24 protein-coding genes and 1 other RNA gene are annotated in these 23,991 nt (G+C 66.5%); 20 read left to right on the top strand and 5 right to left on the bottom strand.

Going from position 1 to position 23,991, the window contains the following annotated elements; all coding sequences use genetic code 11:
• Positions 1-85: 85 nt before the first annotated feature.
• A complete protein-coding gene (locus tag ACMG4O_RS14755; RefSeq protein WP_414434063.1) occupies positions 86-1,123 on the bottom strand; it encodes an aldo/keto reductase in 1,038 nt (345 codons plus the stop codon).
• A 212-nt stretch (positions 1,124-1,335) separates the two neighbouring features.
• Here ACMG4O_RS14755 and rplM point away from each other — a divergent pair, with 212 nt between their 5' ends.
• The 7 genes from rplM (at position 1,336) to ACMG4O_RS14720 (ending at position 6,074) form a co-directional block, all read left to right on the top strand.
• A complete protein-coding gene (gene rplM / locus ACMG4O_RS14750) occupies positions 1,336-1,764 on the top strand; it encodes a 50S ribosomal protein L13 (RefSeq protein ID WP_067607125.1) in 429 nt (142 codons plus the stop codon).
• A gap of 11 nt (positions 1,765-1,775) precedes the next feature.
• The gene (gene rpsI / locus ACMG4O_RS14745) at positions 1,776-2,171 is read left to right on the top strand and encodes a 30S ribosomal protein S9 (RefSeq protein WP_067607123.1); all 396 of its coding nucleotides are present in this window, start codon (positions 1,776-1,778) and stop codon (positions 2,169-2,171) included.
• A 224-nt stretch (positions 2,172-2,395) separates the two neighbouring features.
• The gene (petA, locus tag ACMG4O_RS14740; RefSeq protein ID WP_370186298.1) at positions 2,396-2,983 is read left to right on the top strand and encodes a ubiquinol-cytochrome c reductase iron-sulfur subunit; all 588 of its coding nucleotides are present in this window, start codon (positions 2,396-2,398) and stop codon (positions 2,981-2,983) included.
• Positions 2,980-4,266: a cytochrome b gene (locus ACMG4O_RS14735; RefSeq protein ID WP_370203703.1), complete on the top strand. Its 1,287-nt coding sequence runs from the start codon at positions 2,980-2,982 to the stop codon at positions 4,264-4,266. Before petA ends, ACMG4O_RS14735 begins: the two co-directional genes overlap by 4 nt.
• The gene (locus tag ACMG4O_RS14730; RefSeq protein WP_194855087.1) at positions 4,266-4,925 is read left to right on the top strand and encodes a cytochrome c1; all 660 of its coding nucleotides are present in this window, start codon (positions 4,266-4,268) and stop codon (positions 4,923-4,925) included. The genes ACMG4O_RS14735 and ACMG4O_RS14730 overlap by 1 nt, the downstream gene beginning before the upstream one ends.
• Positions 4,926-5,030: 105 nt before the next feature.
• Positions 5,031-5,666 (top strand): glutathione S-transferase N-terminal domain-containing protein, encoded by a 636-nt coding sequence (locus ACMG4O_RS14725; protein WP_414434062.1) that lies wholly within the window; start codon positions 5,031-5,033, stop codon positions 5,664-5,666.
• Between the two features lie 15 nt (positions 5,667-5,681).
• Positions 5,682-6,074: a ClpXP protease specificity-enhancing factor gene (locus ACMG4O_RS14720; protein ID WP_414434061.1), complete on the top strand. Its 393-nt coding sequence runs from the start codon at positions 5,682-5,684 to the stop codon at positions 6,072-6,074.
• Here ACMG4O_RS14720 and ACMG4O_RS14715 read toward each other — a convergent pair whose 3' ends face one another.
• The 4 genes from ACMG4O_RS14715 to ACMG4O_RS14700 all read right to left on the bottom strand — a co-directional run bounded on the left by ACMG4O_RS14715 (position 6,075) and on the right by ACMG4O_RS14700 (position 9,523).
• On the bottom strand, positions 6,075-6,647 hold the full coding sequence (locus ACMG4O_RS14715) for a BON domain-containing protein (protein WP_142948031.1): 573 nt from the start codon (positions 6,645-6,647) through the stop codon (positions 6,075-6,077). It lies immediately after the preceding gene.
• Positions 6,647-7,234, bottom strand: a complete 588-nt coding sequence (locus ACMG4O_RS14710; RefSeq protein WP_067607112.1) for a phosphoheptose isomerase — start codon at positions 7,232-7,234, stop codon at positions 6,647-6,649. Before ACMG4O_RS14710 ends, ACMG4O_RS14715 begins: the two co-directional genes overlap by 1 nt.
• Positions 7,234-7,605 (bottom strand): YraN family protein, encoded by a 372-nt coding sequence (locus ACMG4O_RS14705; RefSeq protein ID WP_067610774.1) that lies wholly within the window; start codon positions 7,603-7,605, stop codon positions 7,234-7,236. Before ACMG4O_RS14705 ends, ACMG4O_RS14710 begins: the two co-directional genes overlap by 1 nt.
• A gap of 70 nt (positions 7,606-7,675) precedes the next feature.
• Positions 7,676-9,523, bottom strand: a complete 1,848-nt coding sequence (locus tag ACMG4O_RS14700; RefSeq protein ID WP_414434060.1) for a penicillin-binding protein activator — start codon at positions 9,521-9,523, stop codon at positions 7,676-7,678.
• A gap of 149 nt (positions 9,524-9,672) precedes the next feature.
• Between ACMG4O_RS14700 and rsmI the strand changes: the two genes are divergently transcribed.
• The 13 genes from rsmI (at position 9,673) to murC (ending at position 23,979) form a co-directional block, all read left to right on the top strand.
• On the top strand, positions 9,673-10,503 hold the full coding sequence (gene rsmI, locus ACMG4O_RS14695; protein ID WP_335629058.1) for a 16S rRNA (cytidine(1402)-2'-O)-methyltransferase: 831 nt from the start codon (positions 9,673-9,675) through the stop codon (positions 10,501-10,503).
• Positions 10,504-10,674: 171 nt separating this feature from the next.
• Positions 10,675-11,038: RNase P RNA component class A (gene rnpB, locus ACMG4O_RS14690), an RNA gene on the top strand.
• A 557-nt stretch (positions 11,039-11,595) separates the two neighbouring features.
• Entirely contained in the window at positions 11,596-12,039 is a 444-nt protein-coding gene (mraZ, locus tag ACMG4O_RS14685; RefSeq protein WP_370211786.1) for a division/cell wall cluster transcriptional repressor MraZ, read from the top strand.
• Between the two features lie 32 nt (positions 12,040-12,071).
• Complete coding sequence (gene rsmH, locus ACMG4O_RS14680; protein WP_142948036.1) at positions 12,072-13,013, top strand: 16S rRNA (cytosine(1402)-N(4))-methyltransferase RsmH; 942 nt, start codon at positions 12,072-12,074, stop codon at positions 13,011-13,013.
• The gene (gene ftsL, locus ACMG4O_RS14675; RefSeq protein WP_142948037.1) at positions 13,010-13,312 is read left to right on the top strand and encodes a cell division protein FtsL; all 303 of its coding nucleotides are present in this window, start codon (positions 13,010-13,012) and stop codon (positions 13,310-13,312) included. The genes rsmH and ftsL overlap by 4 nt, the downstream gene beginning before the upstream one ends.
• A 92-nt stretch (positions 13,313-13,404) precedes the next feature.
• Positions 13,405-15,069, top strand: a complete 1,665-nt coding sequence (locus ACMG4O_RS14670; RefSeq protein WP_370203715.1) for a peptidoglycan D,D-transpeptidase FtsI family protein — start codon at positions 13,405-13,407, stop codon at positions 15,067-15,069.
• Positions 15,066-16,559, top strand: coding sequence for a UDP-N-acetylmuramoyl-L-alanyl-D-glutamate--2,6-diaminopimelate ligase (locus ACMG4O_RS14665; protein WP_414434059.1), 1,494 nt, complete (start codon positions 15,066-15,068; stop codon positions 16,557-16,559). Before ACMG4O_RS14670 ends, ACMG4O_RS14665 begins: the two co-directional genes overlap by 4 nt.
• Complete coding sequence (locus ACMG4O_RS14660) at positions 16,556-17,908, top strand: UDP-N-acetylmuramoyl-tripeptide--D-alanyl-D-alanine ligase (RefSeq protein WP_414434058.1); 1,353 nt, start codon at positions 16,556-16,558, stop codon at positions 17,906-17,908. The genes ACMG4O_RS14665 and ACMG4O_RS14660 overlap by 4 nt, the downstream gene beginning before the upstream one ends.
• A complete protein-coding gene (mraY, locus tag ACMG4O_RS14655; RefSeq protein ID WP_067607168.1) occupies positions 17,908-18,990 on the top strand; it encodes a phospho-N-acetylmuramoyl-pentapeptide-transferase in 1,083 nt (360 codons plus the stop codon). Before ACMG4O_RS14660 ends, mraY begins: the two co-directional genes overlap by 1 nt.
• A gap of 17 nt (positions 18,991-19,007) precedes the next feature.
• Entirely contained in the window at positions 19,008-20,333 is a 1,326-nt protein-coding gene (murD, locus tag ACMG4O_RS14650) for a UDP-N-acetylmuramoyl-L-alanine--D-glutamate ligase (protein ID WP_335629063.1), read from the top strand.
• Positions 20,326-21,480 carry a putative lipid II flippase FtsW gene (gene ftsW, locus ACMG4O_RS14645; RefSeq protein WP_194855097.1) on the top strand — a complete coding sequence of 385 codons (1,155 nt, stop codon included), beginning with the start codon at positions 20,326-20,328 and terminating at the stop codon, positions 21,478-21,480. The genes murD and ftsW overlap by 8 nt, the downstream gene beginning before the upstream one ends.
• Positions 21,477-22,544, top strand: a complete 1,068-nt coding sequence (gene murG, locus ACMG4O_RS14640; protein ID WP_414434057.1) for an undecaprenyldiphospho-muramoylpentapeptide beta-N-acetylglucosaminyltransferase — start codon at positions 21,477-21,479, stop codon at positions 22,542-22,544. The genes ftsW and murG overlap by 4 nt, the downstream gene beginning before the upstream one ends.
• Positions 22,534-23,979, top strand: coding sequence for a UDP-N-acetylmuramate--L-alanine ligase (murC, locus tag ACMG4O_RS14635; protein ID WP_414434056.1), 1,446 nt, complete (start codon positions 22,534-22,536; stop codon positions 23,977-23,979). The genes murG and murC overlap by 11 nt, the downstream gene beginning before the upstream one ends.
• Positions 23,980-23,991 lie beyond the last annotated feature (12 nt).

The following is a 23,991-nucleotide window of genomic DNA, read 5'->3' as shown; positions in this document are numbered from 1 at the left end:
CTGGTATCCCGCCGGCAAGCAGAGCTTGCCTTTCGCGGGCAAGGCCCGCTCCCACAAGGCCCGCTCCCACAAGCCCGCACCCTCCTCAGGGCGCCGGGTAGGGGAAGCGGGTGTGGATCGCTTCCAGTTCCTTTTCCAGGTCCTTGTCCCAGGGCAGGTCGACGCTGTCCAGGTTTTCGCGCAGCTGGTTGAGGTTGGTGGCGCCGATGATGTTGCTGGTCACGAACGGGCGCGTGGTGACGAACTGCAGCGCCAGGTGCGTGGGGCTGACGCCGCGCTCTTCGGCCAGGCGGCAGTAGGCCTCGGTGGCGTCGGTGGCCTGGTCGTTGGTGTAGCGGGCGAAATGCTTGAACAGGGTCAGGCGGGCGTTGGCGGGCCACTGGCCGCCCCGGTACTTGCCGGTGAGCATGCCGAACGCCAGCGGCGAATAGGCCAGCAGGCCCACGTTCTCGCGGTGCGCCACTTCCGCCAGGCCCACTTCGAAGCTGCGGTTGAGCAGGGAGTAGGGGTTCTGGATCGATACCGGTGGCGCCAGGCCGATCTTCTCCGCCTCGCGGATAAAGGCCATGGTGCCCCAGGCGGTCTCGTTGGACAGGCCCCAGTGGCGGATCTTGCCGCTGTCCACCAGCTTCTTCAGCGCGGCCACGGTCTCGGCGATGGGCACCGCGTCCTGGTCTTCACGGTGTTTGTAGCCCAGGCGGCCGAAGTAGTTGGTGGTGCGCTCCGGCCAGTGCAGCTGGTAGACGTCGATAACGTCGGTTTGCAGGCGCTGAAGGCTGGTTTCCACGGCGCGCTCCAGGTGGTCCTGGTTGAGGCGCGGGCCGCCGCGGATGTGTTTCACGTAGTCGCCCGGGCCGGCGGCCTTGGTGGCCAGCACCACCTTGTCGCGGTTGCCGGTCCTGGCGAACCACTGGCCGATGATCTCCTCGGTGCGCCCGGAGGTCTCGGCGCTGGCGGGCACCGCGTACATCTCGGCGGTATCAAAGAAGTTGATGCCCCGGTCCAGGGCCAGATCCATCTGCGCGAAGCCTTCCTCGGCGCTGTTCTGGTTGCCCCAGGTCATGGTGCCCAGGCAGAGGCTGCTCACCTTCAGATCGGTGTTGCCCAGCGGACGGTATTCCATGCTCTCCCTCCTATAATAGGTTTGCTTCGGCAAAACGGTGACTATACCCGATTGTAGGAGCGGGCCCAGCCCGCGAAAGGGCGTCTTTACGCTTGTCTTTGCCGGGGGCGTTCAGTACAATTCGCACCCTCTTGCCCGGCGGGCTCTCGCCGGAGGGTTGGTATTACCCGTAACGTTATGAATTCAGGGCACAATTTTTAGGGAAGACTCCCATGAAGACCTACAGCGCCAAACCGGAAAGCGTAAAGCGCGACTGGTATGTGGTAGACGCCTCCGGCAAAACGCTGGGCCGGCTGGCCTCAGAAGTCGCCACCCGGCTGCGTGGCAAGCATAAACCGGAATACACCCCGCACGTTGATACCGGCGATTACATCGTTGTGATCAACGCGGAAAAGGTGGCGGTCACTGGCAAAAAAGCCACCGATAAGATGTACTACCGCCACACCGGATACCCGGGCGGCATCAAGGAAGCCAACTTTGAGACGCTGATCAATTCCAAGCCTCAGTTGGTGATCGAGAAAGCCGTTAAAGGCATGATGCCGCGTAACCCCCTGGGTCGCGACATGTTGCGCAAACTCAAAGTCTACGCCGGCACCGAGCATCCGCATACCGCTCAGCAGCCGCAGCAGCTGGAAATTTAAGAGGTCAGTCGATGGCAACTGCAAACGCCGACTACGGAACAGGTCGCCGCAAAACGGCCGCCGCACGTGTTTTTCTTCGTCCGGGCAGCGGTAACATCACCGTGAATGGTCGTCCGCTTGACGTTTATTTCGGTCGCGACACCAACCGCATGGTGGTGCGTCAGCCCCTCGAGCTGGCCGACGCGCTGGACCGGTTCGACGTCTACGTGACCGTCAGCGGCGGTGGCAACAACGGCCAGGCCGGTGCCATCCGTCACGGTATCACCCGTGCGCTGATGGAGTACGACGGCGAGCTGCGCGGTTCCCTGCGCCGCGCCGGGTACGTCACCCGTGACGCCCGCGCCGTGGAACGTAAGAAGGTGGGTCTGCACAAGGCGCGTAAGCGTCCGCAGTTCTCCAAGCGCTAAGACGGCCGTCCAGAGCCGTTTTACGCCCGAAAAAAGCCCGGCTTTGCTGGGCTTTTTTTGTGTGCAAATCAGGGGTTTAGCGGTTTGCCCGTGGGGAATAACCGGTTGTCAGATGTGGGCTTTTTCATTAACATTTGCGCCGCCTTACTCCGCCCGGAGCACGAGGACCGACCTCGAGTCTCGGATCACCCCCCGAGCGTGGGATTTAAGGGGAGAACTTCTCAATGAGCAATGACGGCGTAAACACCAGCCGCCGCACCTTTTTGATCGGCCTGACCTCAGCAGTCGGCGCCGCGGGTGCATTAGGCGCGGCGGTTCCTTTTGTTAAATCCTGGCAGCCCAGCGCCAAAGCTGAAAACGCGGGGGCCCCGGTCCAGGTGGATATCAGCAAGCTGGAGATGGGCCAGCGCGTGGTACAGGAATGGCGAGGCCAGCCCGTGTGGGTGATCCGCCGCTCCGAAGAGACGGTCTCGGCGCTCGACAAGCTGAACGACCAGCTCAAGGACCCGCAATCCGAAGAAGACCAGCAGCCTGCCTATGCGTCCAGCCTGTGGCGCTCGATCAAAAAAGAATATCTGATCCTGATCGGCATCTGCACGCATCTGGGGTGTTCTCCTCTGTACGAAGAAGAACCCACCGTAGAACTCAAGGAGGGTGGCTTCTTCTGCCCTTGCCACGGTTCCAAGTTCGACCTGGCGGGCCGCGTCTACCAGGGCGTGCCGGCGCCGACCAACATGGTGGTGCCGCCCCATTCCTACCTGAGCGAGTCCGTGGTTATCGTCGGCTCTGAAGAAGGGGAGACCAAGGCATGATGAGAATGGTGAACGGTCTGATCGACTGGGTGGATGCGCGTCTCCCCGTCGTCAACGCTTACAAGAAGCACATGTCGGAGTACTACGCTCCGAAGAACTTCAATTTCTGGTACTACTTTGGCGTGCTGTCCATGGTGGTGCTGGTCAACCAGCTGCTCACCGGCATCTGGCTGACCATGTTCTACTCCCCCAGCCAGGGCTTCGAGTCCGTCGAGTTCATCATGCGCGACGTGCAGTGGGGCTGGCTGATCCGCTACATGCACGCGGTGGGCGCGTCCGCCTTCTTCGCCGTGGTCTACCTGCATATGTTCCGCGGCCTGCTGTACGGCTCCTACAAGCCGCCCCGCGAGCTGGTGTGGATCTTCGGCATGCTGATCTACGTGGCCCTGATGGCGGAAGGTTTCCTCGGCTACGTGCTGCCCTGGGGCAACATGTCCTACTGGGGCGCCCAGGTGATCATCTCCCTGGCCGGCGCGATTCCGTTCGACATCCTGCCGTTCATCGACGCCAAGGACGCCAAGGAGATCGGCGACGCCCTCACCACCTGGGTGCGCGGCGACTACCTGCTGTCCACCGCCACGGTGAACAAGTTCTTCGCCCTGCACGTGGTGGCGATTCCGCTGGTGCTGGTGGCGCTGGTGTTCCTGCACATTCTTGCGCTCCACGAAGTCGGTTCCAACAACCCGGACGGCGTGGAAATCAAGCAGAACAAGGACGAGAACGGCATCCCGCGTGACGGCATCCCGTTCCACCCCTACTACACCGTGAAAGACCTGCCCGGCGTGATCATCTTCCTGATCATCTTCGCCGTGGTGGTGTTCTTCTTCCCCACCGGCGGCGGCTATCTGATCGAGAAGCCCAACTTCGTGCCGGCGGATCCGCTCAAGACCCCGGATCACATCGCACCGGTGTGGTACTACGGTCCCTACTACGCCATGCTGCGGGCCACCACCATCGACTGGTTCGGCATGTCGTCCAAGGCCTGGGGCCTGATCGCCATGGGCGGCGGTATCGTGGTGTTGTTCCTGCTGCCCTGGCTGGACCGTCACCCGGTGAAGTCGATTCGCTACAAAGGCTGGCTCAGCAAGCTCCTGCTGCTGGTGTTCGCCGCCGACTTCGTGATGCTCGGTTATCTCGGCACCCAGCCCGCTTCGGGCCTGGCCAAGACCCTGGCGCAGATCGGCACGGTGTACTACTTCGCCTTCTTCTTTATCGGGCTGCCGCTGGCGCATCGATTCGAGAAAGCCAAGCCGGTTCCTGAACGCGTAACGGGGGGTCACTGATGAGAAAGCTAGTCGCGGTAATGCTTTTCAGCTGCCTGCCGGTGATGTCGTTCGCCGCCGGCGGCGGCAACAATGAATACGTGGTGGACGCACCGGTGAACCTGCAGGACAAGGTGAGCCTGCAGAACGGCGCCAAGTTGTTCGTCAACTACTGCATGGGCTGCCACAGCATGGAGTACCTGCGCTACGGGCGCATGGCGGAAGATCTGGGCATCCCCGATGACCTGGTGCTGGAGAACCTGAACTTCACCAGCGACAAGATCGGTGACCCGATGGAAAACGGCATGGCCGAGGAAGACGGCAAGCAGTGGTTCGGCGTTACCCCGCCGGACCTGACGCTGGCCGCCCGCCACCGCTCCGCCGATTGGGTGTATTCTTACCTGATCAGCTTCTACGAGGACGAGGAACGGCCCTTCGGTTACAACAACCATGTGTTCCCCAACGTGGGTATGCCCCACGTGATGGCCGGAATGCAGCAGGAGTTGAGCGAGGAAGAGTTCAAGTCCAATATGGGCGACATTGCCAACTTTATGACCTACGCGGCCGAGCCGATGGCTCCCACCCGCGAGCGCATCGGCGTGTACGTGCTGGTGTTCCTGGGTATTTTGCTGATTCCGGCATACCTGCTGAAGAAAGAGTACTGGAAAGACGTTCACTAAGCGGAAATTACCGCTCGGAACGCTTTTCGGCGAGCAACAGGGTACCCGCGCGAGCGGCTACCCTGTTTGTGTTATATAGAGACGTAGCGTGGAGATGATTCAACCATGGGTGTGGTGACAAAACGTTCCTCAATGACTTTCTTTTCCTCGCCGAACGATCATTACTGCCATCGCGTGCGGATCGTTCTGGCGGAGAAAGGCGTCACCGTGGATATCGTCGATGTGGACAATGGTGACAAGCCGGAAGATCTGGCCTCACTGAACCCTTACAACGAAGTGCCCACCCTGGTGGACCGGGAACTGACCCTGTATCAGTCCACGGTGATCATGGAATACCTGGACGAGCGCTTCCCGCATCCGCCGCTGTTGCCGGTGTACCCGGTGGCCCGGGCGCAGAGCCGCCTGCTGATTCACCGCGTCGAGCGCGACTGGTGCGCCCATGTGGACGCTATTCTGGCGGGTACCGAGAAAGAGGCCGCGCTGACCAAGCGCCGTAAGGAACTGCGCGAAGCGATGATCGCCACGGCGCCGATCTTCAGCGAGCTGCCGTTCTTCATGAGCGAAGAATTCACCCTGGTGGATTGCGTGGTGGGTCCGATTCTGTGGCGGTTGCCGGCACTGGGCATTGAACTGCCGCCCAAGCAGGCCAAGCCGCTGCTGGACTACGCCGAGCGGTTGTTCGACCGTGACGCCTTCCAGGCCAGCCTTTCCGAAGCAGAGCGCGAACTGCGCCAGCTGTAAGCCATGAATGATGACATGACCCCCAATCGCCCGTATCTGATACGGGCGATGCACGAATGGATCTGCGATAACGGCCTGACCACCCATCTGGCGGTGGACGCCCATTTTCCCGGGGCGGAAGTGCCCCAGGAATTCGTGCAGGACGGCCAGATCGTACTCAACATCGCCCCGCGGGCGGTGACCAATTTCGAGGCCAGCAATCAGGAAATCACCTTTTCCGCCCGCTTCGGCGGCGTGCCGCGCACGGTGCGCGTGCCGGTGGAAGCGGTGATGGCCGTGTTCGCCCGCGAAAACGGCCAAGGCATGGCCTTCGAACCCGAAGATCCGCCGCCGCAGCCGTCACCGACCGACCCCAGCGACGACGATAAGCCAGCCTCCAAGGGCAGTCACCTGAAAGTCGTGAAGTGATTAATCAATATACTCGATAATCTTAACGATCTTCTGCACACCCCCGACCTCACGGGCCTGCGCCACCACGGCGTCGGCCTCGTCGCGGGTGAGCAGCCCCATCAGATAGACAATACCGCTTACCGTCACCACCTTGGTGCGCATGCCCGGCGCATCGCCGTCCACGAACAGGCGGGTTTTCAGCTTGGTGGTCAGCCAGCCGTCGTTGACCCGGGATAACACCCCGCTGTCGCCGGACAGCTTCAGTTCGTTGTGCACGTGGCGCACGTGACGCACCCGCGCGGCGATGTTCTCCGCCTGCACGCGCAGCTCGTCGCTGGCCACTTCCCCGGCCAGCAGCACATTGCCGTTAAAGCTCACCACCACGATGTGGCTCTGGTCCAGGGCCTCGCTGGCGCGGGCCAGATTGACCTTGATCTTGCGCTCGATATTGCCGTCTTCCACGAAGGCGCCGAAGGTGCGCGAGCCGTGGTCCCGGTCGACCGGTTCCTGGGCCATGTTCTTGGTCAGGGCGGCGCAGCCGGACAGGGCGAACAGCATCACAAGCAACGCCGGCAGGGCAGGGTGACGCATCAAGAGCCTCCGAAAAGCTGTTGATCGATAAAGTCGCAAAGCGCGTGGATCACCAGCAGATGCACTTCCTGAATGCGCGCGGTGGAAGTGGCCGGGACCCGTACTTCGATATCGCCGGGGCCGTAAAGGTTCACCATTTCGCCGCCTTCCTTGCCGGTCATCGCCACCACCTTCATTTCCCGGTCGTGGGCGGCCTGGATCGCCTGGATCACGTTGGCGGAATTGCCGCTGGTGGAAATCGCCAGCAGCACATCGCCGGGGTTGCCCAGGGCGCGCACCTGCTTGGAAAAGATCTCGTTGTAGCTGTAGTCGTTGGCGATCGAAGTGAGCGTGGAGGAATCGGTGGTCAGCGCCACCGCCGGCAGAGCCGGGCGTTCCATCTCGAAGCGGTTGAGCAGCTCGGAAGAGAAATGCTGCGCGTCACCGGCGGAGCCGCCATTGCCGCAACTGAGAATCTTGCCGCCGTTGAGCAGGCATTCCACCATCACCTGGCCGGCGGCGGCGATCACCTCGGGCAGCACTTCGCCGGCCTTGGCCTTGGTTTCCATGCTTTCGGCGAACAACTGTCTGATGCGGTCCACACTCATTACTGGTCTCCGTAAAATGCGTTTTGCACCCAATGATAACGGACTTCGCCGTCGTCATCCGGTTCCAGGCCCAGCACGTCGAAGCGGCAGGGCCGTTGTGCCTGATAAGGGTAGCGGCCCAGATAGTGCCGCGCCGCCAGAATCAGGCGGCGCTGCTTGCGCCCGTCCACCGAGGCGAGGGCGCCGCCGTAGCGGTTGTAGGCACGCCAGCGGACCTCCACGAACACCAGCGTCTCGCCGTCGTCCATGATCAGGTCCACCTCGCCCAGGCGGCATTGATAATTGGCGATCACCGGCACCAGGCCGCGCTGTTCCAGCCAGCGTCGTGCCCGGTGCTCAGCCCGCTGGCCGCGTTCCTTGCGCCAGTACATAGAGGCCTCCTTTCCTCCTATTGTGGGAGCGGGCCCAGCCCGCGAAAGGGTGGCTTACAGCCACCCGATCCTAATACTGTGTGCTGTCCACCCGCCCTTCACCGACGCGGGGCACCGGTATCGCCTCACCGTTACGAAATACCGCCCAGTCCGACTCACGCACCAGCCGCGCGCCGTCCAGCCGCAAAGTGCCGGTGACGCCCGGAAGGGTGCTGTCCTGCAGATTGCGCAGCAGGTACAGCCGCGCCTGCAGCCGGTAGGCGTCCACGCCCATGGCGAACAGACGCGCGTAGCGTCCGTGGCCGTCCGGCCAGGTTTCCTCGGCCATACGGTGCAGCTTGGTGCCTTCGTAAAGAATCCACGGCATGTCCAGGAAGTAGACGCCGTCCAGGTCCTGGTCGCGGCGCGGCGCCGGGGTGCCGTTATAAAGATGGGAGGTGGCGAACACCGGCAGGTCCCGGGCGTAATGGAAATTCAGCGCCGGTTTAATCTGCCGGCCCTCGTTCGGGTCGGCCACCAGGAACAGGAAATCCAGGCTTTGCGGCCACTCCTCCGGCCGCTCGGAGTCCAGATCCGAGAACGAGGGGTCGCGGCGCAGGTCTTTTTCGGCGCGGGCGGTGTCCAGCAGGCTCTCCACGGTTTCACCGATGGTGTCGTCGGTGAACGAGCTTTCCACCACGATCCGGCCGCCGCCGTCCTGCCAGGCGGCCACGAACGCCTCGGCCACGCGCTGGCCCCAGGCGCTGCGCGGATAGAGCACGCCGGCCAGCCGGTCGCCGGCTTCCAGGCTCTGCCGGGCGATCTGCCGGGCTTCGTCCTCCGGCGCCAGCCCGAACTGGAAGATCGGCGCGTCCTCGCTGTCCTGATCCAGATAGTTCAGCGCCAGCACGGTCACCGGCGGCGTGCCCATGCGGGCCAGCTCGGCCACGTTGTCCTTGGCCAGCGGCCCGACCACGAACTGCGCGCCGTCGTCCACCGCCTGCTGGAACACCGAGCGCACGTCCGCGTCGCTGACGTCGTAGAAACGCAGGTCCGGGGTCGGGTTGCCCGCTTCCTCGGCGCTGTAGTAGCCGGTCATCATGCCGTCGCGGATCGCCTCGGCGGCGGGCGCCAGCGGGCCGCTCTCCGGGAGCAGCACGGCGACCCGCTGGGGGCGCTCGCGGGCGGCGCGCTGCAGGGCCCGCACCGTTTCCGGCAACTGGCGGGCGGCCGGATGGTCGGGCCAGTCCTCGCGCCAGCGCGACAGGCGCTGCACCTGGCTGTCGATGTTGGCCTGCGGGTCGCGGTACAGCAGCGCCAGCTCCAGCCAGCCGCGCAGCTCGCCGGAGGTGTCCTCGGCGCGGGCTTCCAGCGTCTCCAGCGGCAAGCGCATCAGCGCTTCCCAGGTCAGCTGGCGGTTGTATTCCTGGTCGTCGTCATTGAGCAGCGGGTCCACCGCCACGCGCTGGCGCAGGCTTTTCATCAACTTGCCGTTGAGCGCCTGGGCGTCGGCGCGCAGCAGGTTCAGCTTGGCGCGGCGCTGGGCGTCGAAGCCGTCGATATCGCTCCGGTAGTCGTCCAGCAACGCCACCGCCCGGTCCGGCTGCTGCTCGGCCATCCAGGACTGGGCGCGCAACTGCAGCCAGCGGAAGCGTTGATCCCGGGACAGGGCGCCGTCGCCCACCTGGTCGAGCAATTCGCCGGCGTCGTCGGCGCGCTCATTGACCAGGTAAGAACGTGCCCAGGCCAGGGCGGTGTCGGTGCGCACCGGTTCCGCCAGCTCGGCCAGCTGGTCGCTGGCGTTATCGACCTGTTGCGGCGCATCGCGAAGGGGTGCCGGTTCCTTGGCGGTCGAGCCGTTCGGGCTCGGTAATTGAGAACAGCCGGCAAGGACCAGAACGAGGGCCATTGCGGCCAGGCGGGCCTGTCGTAATTCCATGGCTCTAGGGTAACCCCTTTGCTACTTCGGGAAAGAAGCCGCTATTGTAGGCGTTTTGCAAGTCGCGAATCACCCCCGACGGTCCACGATTGCGGAACGGATCGGTGGCATCACACAACTCTTTACACCCAATCAGGAAAACGCCCCCCATGAGCGGCTCTTTGTATGTGGTCAGCACACCGATCGGTAACCTGGACGACCTGTCCCGTCGCGCCCTTGAGGTGCTCGGCCAGGTGGACTGGGTGGCCGCCGAGGACACCCGGCACAGCCAGACGCTGCTCAACCATCTGGGCATCAAGGCCCGTCTGATCAGCTGCCACGACCACAACGAAGCCGAGCGCAGCCCGGAACTGGTGGCGCGCCTGCGCGACGGCGAAAGCGGCGCTTTGATCAGCGACGCCGGCACGCCGCTGGTCAGCGACCCGGGCTACCGGCTGGTGCGCGCCTGCCAGGACGCCGGCGTGGCGGTGGTGCCGGTGCCCGGCGCGTCCGCGCTGCTGGCGGCGCTGGCGGTGTCCGGCCAGCCCAGCGATCGCTTTCTGTTCGAAGGCTTCGTGCCGTCCAAGGGCGCCGCCCGCGAAAACGCCCTGCGCCGGCTGGCGGGCCTGGACGTCACCAGCGTGATCTTCGAGGCGCCGCACCGGGTGGTGTCGCTGCTGGAAAGCCTGGCCGGCCTGGTCGACGCCGACCGCGAACTGACCCTCTGCCGGGAACTCACCAAACGCTTCGAGACCGTGCGCCGAGGCCCGGTGGCCGAGCTGCTCGAGTGGGTGCGCGGCGACAAGGACCAGCGCCGCGGCGAGCTGGTGCTGGTGCTGTCCCCCGCCGCCCGCGGCGAACAGCTCAGCGAACAGGACCGCGCCCTCGCCAAGGCCCTGCTGGCGGAACTGCCGGTGTCGCGGGCGGCGCGGGTGCTCGCCGCCCACACGGGGTTGAAGCGGCAGGAGCTCTACAACTACCTGGAAGGAGTTAATAGTTAACAGTGAATAGTTAATAGCGAAAACAGTGCGCTCCGCGCTGGTTGCGTATTAGCATCGAAGGTTTGCGCTCACGCAATGAGCGCGGGCACGGCCTCCACGACACCCCGGCCCCACCCGCGAACTCTTCACTATTAACTGTTCACTATTCACTGTCTCCGCTAGAATCCGCCCCGGGTCGGTCAGGCAGCCGCTGGCGGTGCAAGCCGCTGGAGGAAAGTCCGGGCTCCATAGGGCAGGGTGCCAGGTAACGCCTGGGGGCCGCGCTGGTGACGGCGCGGTTACGGAAAGTGCCGCAGAAAAGGTACCGCCCGGCGGCTTTCGAGCCACCGGGTAAGGGTGAAAAGGTGCGGTAAGAGCGCACCGCGCCGCTGGCAACAGCGGTGGCAGGGTAAACCCCACCCGGAGCAAGACCAAATAGGGACCCATGGGCGTGGCCCGCGCCGGGTCCGGGTAGGTCGCTTGAGGCCCGTGGCGACGCGGGTCCCAGATGAATGGCTGTCCACGACAGAACCCGGCTTATCGACCGATCCACCTTATTCGAAGCGACATTCCGCTCCCTGTGGGAGCGGGCCTGTGCGAGCGGGCCTTGCCCGCGAAAGGGTGGCTCTGCCACCCGGCAGGATCCCAGAGACCTCCATAATGCGCGAACCAAGGTCTCTGGCATCCTGCCGGCAAGCTTTGCTTGCCTTTCGCGGGCTGGGCCCGCTCCCACAGGCCAGTTGACCGCTATCAGTGGCCTGCGGCGAGAGTCAGCACTCACCCTGAATATGGCATTCCTCTCATTTATTGCGCCCTCTTTATTCCAAAATAGTCTAACTCTTAAAGTGATTCCTTAGCTGCGCCCCGCAGCGCCCTGATTACGTTGACAACTCCTCTTCCCCCGCCTTGCTCACCCCCAGTGTGACGCAGCTAACAAACTGATTTGCAAAGACTTTCTTTTACATTGGCCGGTTTCGCCGAGCTTGACTTGGTAATTCCCGTGGACCTAGAGTGTCGCATTGTGGTGGAAAGTGGGATGAAGTGGGAAAAATCCTCCATCCCGCCGCCAGAAACGCACAAAGTGGGACGGATCCCAACGCAAGGGGAAGGCCAGTGTTCAACGGGCGTACGGCGCTCAATCTAGATGCCAAGGGTCGGCTTACCGTGCCGACCCGCTACCGCGAGTCGCTGAACAGCGCTTGCGGCGGTCGCCTTGTGCTCACGCAACACCCCTACGACGCCTGCCTGGTGATGTACCCCTTCCCCGAGTGGCGTGACATCGCCCGCCAGGTGGCGTCGCAAAGCGATTCCCACTCTCAGGTGCGGGCGCTCAAGCGCCGCTTCCTGGGGCAGGCCGTGGAAATGGAAATGGACGGCAACGGCCGCCTGCTGGTACCGCCGGAGTTGCGGTCCGTGGTGGGCCTGGAAAAACACGCCATGCTGGTGGGTTTGATGCACCGGTTCGAAATCTGGGCCGAGGAAACCTGGAATCAGTTGGAACAACAGGATCTGGATCAGGACGCCATGCCCGAGAGTGTGCAGTCCCTCTCGTTCTGAATTTGGCAGCGAACAAGCGAGGGCAACCGGCCATGGCGAACAGCGACAACAGGCAGTACGAACACCAGCCGGTAATGCTGGAGGAGGTACTGGAAATGTGGCCCACCCGAACCGACGGCCTGTACGTGGACGGCACCTTTGGCCGCGGCGGTCACAGCCGCGCGCTGCTGGCCCGGCTGGACGCCGGCGCCCGTCTGGTCGGTGTGGACCGCGATCCGGAGGCGGTACTGGAAGGCGAGAAGCTGGCCCTGGAAGACACCCGCTTCCGGATTCGCCGCGCCCGCTTTGATTGCCTGCCGGAGCTGGTGGCGGAAGAGCACCGCCAGATCGACGGGCTGCTGCTGGATCTGGGCGTGTCCTCGCCGCAGCTGGACGACGCCGAGCGCGGCTTCAGCTTCCTGCGCGACGGCCCGCTGGACATGCGCATGGACCCGGACAGCGGCGAAAGCGTCGCCGACTGGCTGGCGCGGGCCGGCGAGAAGCAGATCGCCGACGTGCTCTACCAGTACGGCGATGAGCGCAAATCACGCCGCATCGCCCGGGCGATCTGCGAGCGCCGCGATCAGCAGCCGATCCGCACCACGGCGCAGCTGGCCGGCCTGATTCAATCGGTGATGGGACGCGGCGAGCCGGGCAAGCACCCGGCAACGCGCAGCTTTCAGGCGTTACGAATACATATAAACGGGGAACTGGACGCGTTGCGCAACACGCTGGACCAGGCCCTGGAGACGCTCGCCATCGGCGGGCGTCTTGTCGTTATCAGCTTCCATTCCCTGGAAGACCGGGTGGTGAAGCGCTTTATCCGCGATCACTCCGGCCAGGCGCCGAAAGGCCGGGGCGGGTTGCCGATGATGGACGAACCGCCGGAGCGGCTGAAGCCGCTGGGCAAGGCCCGCTACGCCGGCAAGGACGAACTGCGCGTCAACGTGCGCAGCCGCAGCGCGGTGCTGCGGGTGGCGGAGAAAGTGGCATGAGCGCGGCCCGCGGCCAGGCCACGGGCTCGGTGCTCGCCGCCGGCTGGTTGCCGCCGCTGTTGCTGGTGCTGGTGGTGGCGTCCGCGGTGGGCGTGGCCTACAGCGTGCACGAATCGCGCCGCCTCACCGACCGCGCCCAGCAGGCGCAGCGGCAGCAGGCGCAGCTGGAAACCCGCTGGGGCCAGCTGCTGCTGGAACACAGCACCTGGGGCAGTTACGCCCGGGTGGAGCGCCTGGCTCGTGAAGAGCTGGGCATGAAATTACCGAAGACCGACGAGCGAGTGTTGATACGGCCATGAAAGGCGCCCGTAGAACCACACCCAAGGCAACGCGCAAAGCCGCCACCAAGGCGTCGGCGCGCCAGGCCAACAGCTCCCTGCGCTGGCGTTTCATGCTGGTGTTCTGGGCCGGCTGTGCCTGTGTTTTGGTGGGGCGCGCGGTGCAGCTGCAGGTGGTACAGCACGACTTCCTGGCCGACCAGGGCGACATCCGCAATCTGCGGGTGGAGCCGGTGGCCGCCCACCGTGGCGTGATCCAGGACCGCGCCGGCCGGCCGCTGGCGGTGAGCACCCCGGTCACCACCCTGTGGGCCAACCCCGGCGAAGCCCTGGAGCACCAGGAGCAGTGGGCGCGCCTGGGCAACAACCCGATCATCGACAGCCGCGCCTTCGCCAGCCGGGTCAACAGCCACAAGGGCAAGGAATTCATCTACCTGGCCCGCGGCCTGGCGCCGGAACAGGCGCAGACGGTGCTCGCCAAACAGGTGCCCGGCATCCACCCGCTCACCGAATACCGCCGCTACTACCCGGCCGGCGAAGTGACCAGCCATCTGGTCGGCTTCACCGACATCGACGAGCGCGGCCAGGAAGGCGTGGAACTGGCCTTCGAAGAGCAACTGTCCGGCGAGCCGGGCCGCAAGAAAGTGGTTCGCGACCTGCTCGGCCGCGTGATCCAGGACATCGAAGTGCTGGAACCGGCGGCGCCCGGCCAGGACATCACCCTGAGCCTGGACCTGCGCCTGCAGTACCTGGCCTACAAAGAACTGCTGTCCGCCACCCGCCGCTTTAAGGCCCGGGGCGGCTCCGCCGTGGTGCTCGACATCAAGACCGGCGAAGTGCTGGCGATGGTCAACCAGCCCGCCTACAACCCCAACAACCGGGGCAACCTGGACACCGCCAGCCTGCGCAACCGGGCCGTCACCGACCTGTTCGAGCCGGGCTCCACGATCAAGCCGTTCACCGTCGCCGCCGCCATGGAGCAGGGCCTGGTCACGCCCACCACGGCGATCAACACCCACCCCGGCTATCTGCGCGTGGGCAGCAAGACCATCCGTGACCACCGCGATTACGGTGTCATCGACGTCACCACCGTGCTCACCAAGAGCTCCAACGTGGGCGTCAGCAAGCTGGCGCTGTCCATGGACGCCATGGTGCTGCCCGGCTACCTGGAGCGCTTCGGCTTCGGCCAGCGCACCGGCATCGACTACCCCGGCGAGAGCGACGGCATGCTGCCGCTGCGCGCCCGCTGGCGGGACGTGGAGCGCGCCGCGCTGTCCTACGGCTACGGCGTCAGCACCACCGCGCTGCAGCTGGCCCAGGCCTACGCGATCCTCGCCAACGACGGCCGCCGGGTGCCGCTGTCCCTGCTCAAGGTGGACCAGCCGCCCGAGGGCGAGCAGGTGATCGCGCCGGCCAGCGCCCAGTCCATCGTGCGCATGCTGGAAACCGTGGTCAGCATCGAGGGCACCGCCAGCCGCGCGCAGATTTCCGGTTACCAGGTGGCCGGCAAAACCGGCACCGTGCACAAGGTCACCGCCAACGGCTACGCCGACGACCGCTACATCGGCCTGTTCGCCGGCATCGCCCCGGCCTCCAACCCGCGGGTGGCCGCGGTGGTGGTGATCGACGACCCGCGCGGCGAATCCTATTACGGCGGCCTGGTGGCCGCGCCGGTGTTCTCCGCCATCGTCGGCGGCGTTCTTCGCACCCTGCACGTGCCGCCGGACAAGACCGACGGCCTGATCGCCGGCAAACTGGACGGGGAGGACGCCACATGATCGCACTGCGGCATCTGCTCCCCGACCAGCCGCTGCCGGAACGGCTGCGCGACCTGACCATCAACGCACTGCGCCTGGACAGCCGCGCGGTGACCCCTGGCGACTTGTTCCTGGCGGTGCCCGGCCACAACGCGGACGGCCGCCAGTTCATCGACGCGGCGGTCCGCGCCGGCGCCACCGTGGTGGTGGAAGAGGGCGACGCCTTCGCCGTGCATCCGCACGACGGCGCCGTGCGCATCACCGTGCCGGAACTGCGCCGCCAGGTCGGCGTGCTGGCGGCGCGCTACTTCGGCGAGCCCGGACGCCGTCTGAAGGTGATCGGCGTCACCGGCACCAACGGCAAAACCAGCATCACCTGGTTCCTGCGTGACGCGCTCAACGCCCTGGGCCACGCCTGCGGGCTGATCGGCACCCTGGGCGTCGGCCTCAAGGGCCAGGAGGACAGCACCGGCCACACCACGCCGGACCCGATTACCCTGCAGAAAGCGCTGCTCGACCTGTGCGACGCCGGCGCCGACAGCGTCGCCATGGAAGTGTCGTCCCACGCCCTCGACCAGCACCGCCTGGGCAGCACCCCGGTGCGCATCGCGGTGTTCAGCAACCTGAGCCGCGACCACCTGGACTACCACGGCGACATGGACGCCTATCTGCTCGCCAAGGTGGCGCTGTTCACCCGCCCGGAGCTCCAGGAAGCGGTGATCAACAGCGACGACGACGCCGCCCCGGTGCTGCTCGGCCGGCTCAACGACGGCGTGCGCTGCATCACCTACGGCGCCCAGGCCGGCGCCACCGTGCGCTGCGTGGCCTGGCAGCCGCACCCGGACGGCATGGACCTGCGGCTCACCGTGGGCGGCGAAGCCCTGAACGTGACCCTGCCGCTGTTCGGCGCCTTCAACCTCAGCAATGTGATGGCGGTGGCCGGGGCGTTGCACGGCAGCGGCGTCGAGCCCCGCGCGCTGGCGGACGCCCTGGCCGCCATTACCCCGGTGCCGGGCCGCATGGAGCCGATCCGCGAAGCGGGCAAACCCACCGTCATCGTCGATTACGCGCACACCCCGGACGGCCTGGAAAAAGCCCTGGCGGCGGCCCGCGAGCACTTCCCCGGCCGTCTGCACTGCGTGGTCGGCTGCGGCGGCGACCGGGACACCGGCAAACGCCCGCTGATGGCCGCCGCCGCCGAGCGCGGCGCCGACCGGGTGCTGTTCACCAGCGACAACCCGCGCGGCGAGAACCCGGACGCGATCATTGAACAGATGCGCGCCGGTCTCGACCACCCTGGCGCCGTGCAGGTGGAAACCGACCGCCGCCGCGCCGTGGCGCTGGCGGTGTCCCAGGCCGGCGCCGACGATGTGGTGCTGGTGGCCGGCAAAGGCCATGAGGACTATCAGGAGGTGGCCGGTGAGCGCCACCCCATGGACGACCGCGACCTGGCCCGCGAGGCCCTGGCCGCGTGGCAGGCGCCGGCCGCCCCGGCAGGGGGGATCGCATGATGCGCCTGTCCCAGATCCGTGACTGGACCGCCGGCGAGATGCGCGGCGAAGACCGCACCCTGAGCGCGGTCAGCACCGACACCCGCACGCTGGGCCCGGACAGCCTGTTCGTGGCGCTGCGCGGCGAGCGATTCGACGGCCACGCCTTCCTGGCCCAGGCCCGGGACGCCGGCGCGGTGGCCGCGCTGATTGATTGCCAAGGCGAAGACGGCAGCGACGCCGGCGTGTTCGACGCCGACGTGCGCGTCGCCGACACCCGCCAGGGCCTCGGCCGCCTGGCCGCCGGTTACGCCGCCCAGTTCCCGGTGCCGCGCGTGGCCGTCACCGGCAACGCCGGCAAGACCACCGTGAAAGAGATGATCGCCGTGCTGCTGGGCGAGGGCACCCTGGCCACCCACGGCAACCTCAACAACGACATCGGCGTGCCGCTCACGCTGCTGCGCCTGACCGCCGAACACCGCCAGGCGGTGTTCGAGCTGGGCGCCAACGCCCCCGGCGAGATCGCCTGGACCAGCGGTTTGGTCAAGCCCAACGTGGCGCTGATCACCAACGTCACCGGCGCCCACCTGGAAGGCTTCGGCTCCATGGACGGCATCGCCCGCGCCAAGGCGGAAATCTTCCCGGGCTGCGCCCCCGGCGCCACCGCGGTGATCAACGGCGACGACAACTACGCGCCGTTCTTCACCGACCAGGCCCGCGCCGCCGGCTTGAACATTGTCACCGTCGGCCGCGAGCAGGGCGACCTGCACGCCGACGCGGTGCGCCTGGACGACCACGGCTGCGACTTCGTGCTACGGCCCCTGGGCCTGACTCTGCGCTTGCCGTTGGTGGGCGCGCATCAGATCAGCAACGCGCTGATGGCGCTGGCCGCCGTACAGGCGCTGGGCGTCGACCTGGCGGAACGGGCGCCGCGCCTGGAACAGCTCAAGCCGGTCCCGGGACGCATGAACGTGATCGACTGCCAGGGCGGCACCCTGGTAGACGACACCTACAACGCTAACCCCGGCTCGGTACGGGCGGCCATCGCCTGGCTGGCCGGGCGGCCGTCACCGCGCACTCTGGTGCTGGGCGCCATGGGGGAGTTGGGCCCCAGCGCCGAGACGCTGGTGACTGAATTGGGCGCCAACGCCCGGGCCGCCGGCATCGACACGCTGATCACCCTGCCCGGCGCCGAAGCGGCCGCCCGCGGCTTCGGTGACGGCGCCGAGCCGGTGGAACATTTCGATCAGGCCGCCGAACGGGCAGCGGGAACGCTGGCCCGGGGCGGCACGGTATTGGTCAAGGGGTCGCGCAGTGCCCGCATGGAGCAAGTGGTGCAACGGCTTACCGATAAGGGGAGGGGGCACTGATGTTGCTTTGGCTGGCGGAACTGCTGGGTGAGTTTTATACCGGATTCCTGGTGGTCCAATACATTACCTTGCGCGCCATTCTGGCGGTGCTGACGGCGCTGTTCCTGGCGTTCTGGATCGGTCCGATCATGATCCGCAAGCTGCAGGAAAAGCAGGTCGGCCAGGCGATCCGCGACGACGGCCCCAAGAGCCACCTCAGCAAGGCCGGCACCCCGACCATGGGCGGCGGCCTGATTCTGATCTCGATCGCCATCTCCACCCTGCTGTGGGCGGATCTCAGCAACCGCTTCGTGTGGATCACGCTGGGCGTGCTGGTGGTGTTCGGCGCCGTGGGCTGGGTCGACGACTGGCGCAAGGTGATCGAAAAGAACCCGCGCGGCCTGCCGGCGCGCTGGAAGTATTTCTGGCAGTCCGTGGGCGCGCTGGGCGCCGGCCTGGCGCTGTTCTGGACCGCCCAGAGCCCGCAGGAAACCCAGCTGATCGTGCCGTTCTTCAAGACCGTGGCGATCAACATGGGCTGGTTCTACGTGGTGCTGACCTATTTCGTGATCAACGGCACCTCCAACGCGGTCAACCTGACCGACGGCCTGGACGGCCTGGCGATCATGCCCACCGTGCTGGTGGCGGCGGCGCTGGGCATCTTCGCCTACGCCAGCGGCCACGCGGAGTTCGCCACCTACCTGCAGATTCCCTACATCGCCGGCGCCGGTGAATTGGTGGTGATCGTCGCCGGCCTGTGCGGCGCCGGGCTCGGTTTTCTGTGGTTCAACGCTTACCCGGCGCAGGTGTTCATGGGCGACGTGGGCGCGCTGGCGCTGGGCGCGGTGCTCGGTGTGATGGCGGTGATCGTCCGCCAGGAAATCGTGCTGTTCATCATGGGCGGTGTGTTCGTCATGGAGACGGTGTCGGTGATGCTGCAGGTGGCCTCGTTCAAGCTCACCGGCCGGCGCATTTTCCGCATGGCGCCGATCCATCACCACTTTGAGCTCAAGGGCTGGCCGGAACCGAAGATCATCGTGCGGTTCTGGATCATTACCGTAATTCTCGTACTGGTGGGTCTCGCGACCCTCAAGATTCGATAGGACGGGCGTAAACGTATATGGCGAAAGACGCGTTCGATCTGGTTATTGGCCTGGGTGTTTCCGGCCGCTCCGTGATCCGCTACCTGGCGGATCAGGGTATGCCCGTGCGCGCCCTGGATACCCGCGATGCGCCCGCGGGTCTGGACGAACTGCGTGAGCAGCATCCCAAGCTCAAGGTTCACACCGGCGGCTTCAAGGCGTCGTGGATGAAGCGGGCCCAGCGCCTTATCGTCAGCCCCGGCGTGGCCGTGTCGACCCCGGCCATCGCCGAGCAGATCGCCGAGGGTAAGGAAGTGATCGGCGACATCGAGCTGTTCGCCCGCGCCGCCAGCCGCCCGCTGGTGGGCATCACCGGGTCCAACGCCAAGAGCACCGTGGTCACCCTGCTCGGCGAAGTGGCGCGCGCCTGCGACGCCAAGCCGGGCGTGGGCGGCAACCTGGGTGTGCCGGCGCTGGATCTGCTGCGCGAGGAAGCGGAGCTGTACGTGCTGGAGCTGTCCAGCTTCCAGCTGGAAACCACCTACAGCCTCAACGCCCAGGTCGCTTCGATTCTCAACCTGTCCCAGGACCACCTGGACCGCTACGGCAAGTTCAGCGACTACCTGGCCGCCAAGCAGCGCATCTACGACGGCTGCCAGGTGGCGGTGTGGAACCGCGACGACCTGGCCACCCGCCCGCAGACCCAGGTGCCCCGGGAAATCACCTTCGGCAGCCACCCGGAAGCGCACTACCAGCTGGATACCGACAAGCAGATGCTCTGCCACCAGGGCGAGACCCTGCTGCACGTGGACGAGCTGGCGCTCACCGGCCACCACAACGCCATGAACGTGCTGGCGGTGCTGGCCATGGCCGACGCCCTGGGCTTCGACCGCGCCACCACCCTGGCCACGGTGAAACAGTTCAAGGGCCTGCCGCACCGCTGCCAGCTGGTGGCGGAGGACGCCCGCATCCGCTGGATCAACGATTCCAAGGCCACCAACGTGGGCGCCACCCTGGCGGCGCTCACCGGTATCGGTGAAGCCATCGAAGGCCGCGTGATCCTGATCGCCGGCGGCCAGGGTAAGGGCCAGGACTTCTCGCCGCTGGGCGAGCCGGCGCGCCAGTATCTGCGCGCCGCCCTGGTGCTCGGCCAGGACGCGGACAAAGTGGCCGACGGCCTGTCCGGCGTGCCCTGCGAGCGGGTCGCGGACATGGCGGCGGCGGTCAAGCGCGCCGCGCAACTGGCCCAGCCCGGCGACGCCGTGCTGCTGTCGCCGGCGTGCGCCTCGTTCGACATGTACGACAGCTACGTGGCCCGTGGCGACGACTTCTCCGCCCGCGCCCGGGAGGTGGCCCATGGCTAGCGCCCTGGTGGACGTACGCGATCCGGGCCTCGACCGCCCGCTGCTGTGGACCGTGGCGCTGCTGGCCCTGGCCGGGCTGGTGATCGTCACCTCCGCGTCGCTGCAGATCGCCGAAACCCGCCTGGACAGCCCCTTCCACTACGGCCTGCGCCACGGCATCTACCTGCTCGCCAGCGTCGGCCTGGGCGTGTTCGTGTACTGCTGCGTGCCGCTCACCCTGCTGGAAAAGCTGCGCTTCGCCATGCTGCCGGTGGCGCTGGTGGCGCTGGTGATGGTGTTCATCCCCGGCCTCGGCCGGGAAGTGAACGGCTCCACCCGCTGGATCGCGCTGCCGGGCCTGACCATTCAGGCCTCGGAAATCGTCAAGCTGTGCTTCGTGCTCTACCTGGCCGGCTACATCGCCCAGCACAAGGCGGCCCTGGAAAGCGGCTGGAAGGCCTTCCTGCTGCCGCTGGGCGTGCTCGCCGCGCTCACCTTCATGCTGCTGCTGCAGCCGGATTTCGGCGCCGTGGTGGTGTTGGGCATCGCCGCCATGGGCATGCTGTTCCTGGCCGGCGTGCCGACCCTGCGGTTCCTGATCATCGGCCTCGCCGTGGTGGCCCTGGGCGCCGTGGTGGCGCTGGCGGAGCCCTACCGGGTGGCGCGCCTGATGAGCTTCACCGACCCCTGGGCGGACCAGTACGGCGCCGGCTACCAGCTCACCCAGAGCCTGATCGCCTTCGGGCGCGGCCACTGGCTGGGCGTGGGCCTGGGCAACAGCGTGCAGAAGCTGTTCTACCTGCCCGAAGCGCATACCGATTTCGTATTCGCGGTGCTCGCCGAGGAGTGGGGCCTGGTCGGCACCCTGGCGATGATCGTCGGCTTCGCGGTGCTCGGCTGGCGTCTGTTCGTGATCGGACGCGGCCTGGAGCAGCGCGGTTTTCTTTACCACGCCTATCTGGTGTACGGCACCGCGCTGGTGCTGTGCGCCCAGGCGTTCATCAACGTGGGTGTGAACATGGGTGTGTTGCCCACCAAGGGACTGACGCTGCCGTTCGTAAGTTACGGCGGCTCCTCGCTGCTGATCTGTTCGGTGATGATCGCGCTGGTACTGCGCGCCAGCACCGAGCAATCGCGGCTGCAGGCACGCGGGAGGAGCAAACGATGAGCGCCACGGTATTGATCATGGCCGGCGGCACCGGCGGCCACGTGTTCCCCGCCCTGGCGGTGGCCCGGCAGCTGCAGGACGCCGGCTACCGGGTGCTGTGGCTGGGCGCCGAAGGCGGCATGGAAACCCGTCTGGTGGAGCGCCACGGCTTTGAGATCGTCAGCCTGGCCGTCGGGCGCCTGCGTGGCGGCGGCGTAAAACGCAAGCTGCTCGGGCCGCTGCAGCTGCTGCGCGCAATGTGGCAGGCCTGCGCCGTGATTCGCCGCGAGCGTCCGGTGCTGGCGGTGGGCTTCGGTGGTTTTGTCAGCGCCCCCGGCGGCCTGGCCGCCAAACTGTGCCGCGTGCCGCTGGTGATCCACGAGCAGAACGCGGCGCCCGGGCTCACCAACCGCATGCTGTCGCGCTTCGCCACCGAAACCCTGGAAGGGTTCGAAGGCGCGCTGCCCGGCGGCATCTGGGTGGGCAACCCGGTGCGCCGCGAAATCGCCGAGCTGCCCGACCCGGCGGAGCGCTACGGCGTGCGCCAGGGGCCGCTGCGGATTCTGGTGCTGGGTGGCAGCCAGGGCGCCCTGGCCCTGAACCAGGACCTGCCGGAGCTGCTGCTGGCGTCCCTGGGCGCCCAGCTGCAGGTGCGCCACCAGTGCGGCGCCGGCCGCACCGGGGAAGCCGAGCCGGTGTACCAGGCCCTGGGCCTGGACGCCCTGGTCAGTGAATTTATCGATGACATGGCCGAAGCCTACGCCTGGGCCGACCTGGTGGTGTGCCGCGCCGGCGCGCTGACCGTGGCGGAAGTGGCCGCCGCCGGGGTGGCGGCGCTGTTCGTGCCGCTGCCCAGCGCGGTGGACGACCACCAGACCCTGAACGCCCGCTGGCTGGTGGATCGTGGCGCCGCTTTGATGCTGCCGCAGGCGGAGATGAACGCCGGTGCCCTGGCGCGCAACCTGGCCGGAATGATGGAACGGGACGCCCTGGCGCAGATCGCCGGGCGTGCCCGCCAGCTGGCGGTGCCCGACAGTGCCGCCCGGGTGGCGAAACTATGCGAGGAGGTCGCCCATGGCGATTAAACATACCGTGCCTGAAATGCGGCGGATTCGCGGTATCCACTTCGTGGGTATCGGCGGCGCCGGCATGTGCGGGATCGCCGAAGTCCTGGCCAACCAGGGCTACGCCATCAGTGGCAGTGACATCAAGGAATCGCCGGTGGTGGACCACCTGCGGTCCCTGGGCGCGCGGGTGGAAATCGGCCACCGGGCCGAGAACATCGGCGACGCCGACGTGGTAGTGACCTCCTCGGCGGTCAACACCGAGAACCTGGAAGTGGCCGAAGCCCACGCCCGCCGGGTGCCGGTGGTGCCGCGCGCGGAAATGCTCGCCGAGCTGATGCGCTTCCGCCACGGCATCGCCGTGGCCGGCACCCACGGCAAGACCACCACCACCTCCATGGTGGCGGCGATTCTCGGCGAAGCCGGGCTGGACCCGACGTTCGTGATCGGTGGCCGCCTGAACAGCGCCGGCACCAACGCGCGCCTCGGCCAGAGCCGCTATCTGGTGGCCGAAGCGGACGAGTCCGACGCCAGCTTCCTGCACCTGCAGCCGATGAGCGCCATCGTCACCAATATCGACGCCGACCACATGCACACCTACGGCGGTGACTTCGCGCGGCTGGAAAACACCTTTATCGAGTTCCTGCACAACCTGCCGTTCTACGGTGTGGCGGTGCTGTGCGTGGACGACCCGGTGGTGCGCAAACTGCTGCCCCGGGTCAACCGCCAGGTGATCCGCTACGGCTTCAGCGACGACGCCGACCTGCGCGCCGAGAACGTGCGCCAGAACGGCATGAGCACCGCCTTCCGGGTGGTGCGCACCGAAGGCGAGCCGCTGGAGATCACCCTGAACATGCCGGGCCGCCATAACGTGCTGAACGCTCTGGCGGCGATCGCCGTGGCCGCCGACGAGGGCGCCGACGACGAGGCCATCGTGCGCGGCCTGAACGGCTTCACCGGGGTCGGTCGCCGCTTCGACGTGCTCGGCGAGTACCCCTGCGCCGACGGCGGCAGCGCCACCCTGGTGGACGACTACGGCCACCATCCCCGCGAAGTGGCCGCCACCATCGCGGCGATCCGCGACGGCTGGCCCGGCCGCCGGCTGGTGATGCTGTTCCAGCCGCACCGCTATACCCGCACCCGCGACCTCTATGAGGACTTCGTGGATGTGCTCGGCGGCGTCGATCAACTGCTGATGCTGGAAGTCTACAGCGCCGGCGAGGACGCGATCCCCGGCGCCGACACCCGCGCCTTGATGCGCAGCCTGCGCCAGCGCGCCCGGGTGGAGCCGGTGTTCGTGGACGACCCGGCCAAGCTGCCCGAGCTGCTCGCCAACGTGCTGCAGGACGGTGATCTGCTGGTCACCCAGGGCGCCGGTAACGTGGGCGGTATCGCCCGCGAACTGGCGGCGCGCATCGAACCCACCGACGGCAACGGAGGCGCCCATGGTCGATAGCGGCAAGGCGCC

This window comes from Alloalcanivorax venustensis, from assembly GCF_047495515.1.
Lineage (GTDB): Bacteria > Pseudomonadota > Gammaproteobacteria > Pseudomonadales > Alcanivoracaceae > Alloalcanivorax > Alloalcanivorax venustensis.
Note: the sequence above shows the minus strand (reverse complement) of the source record. Positions and strands in the feature narration are given on the sequence as shown.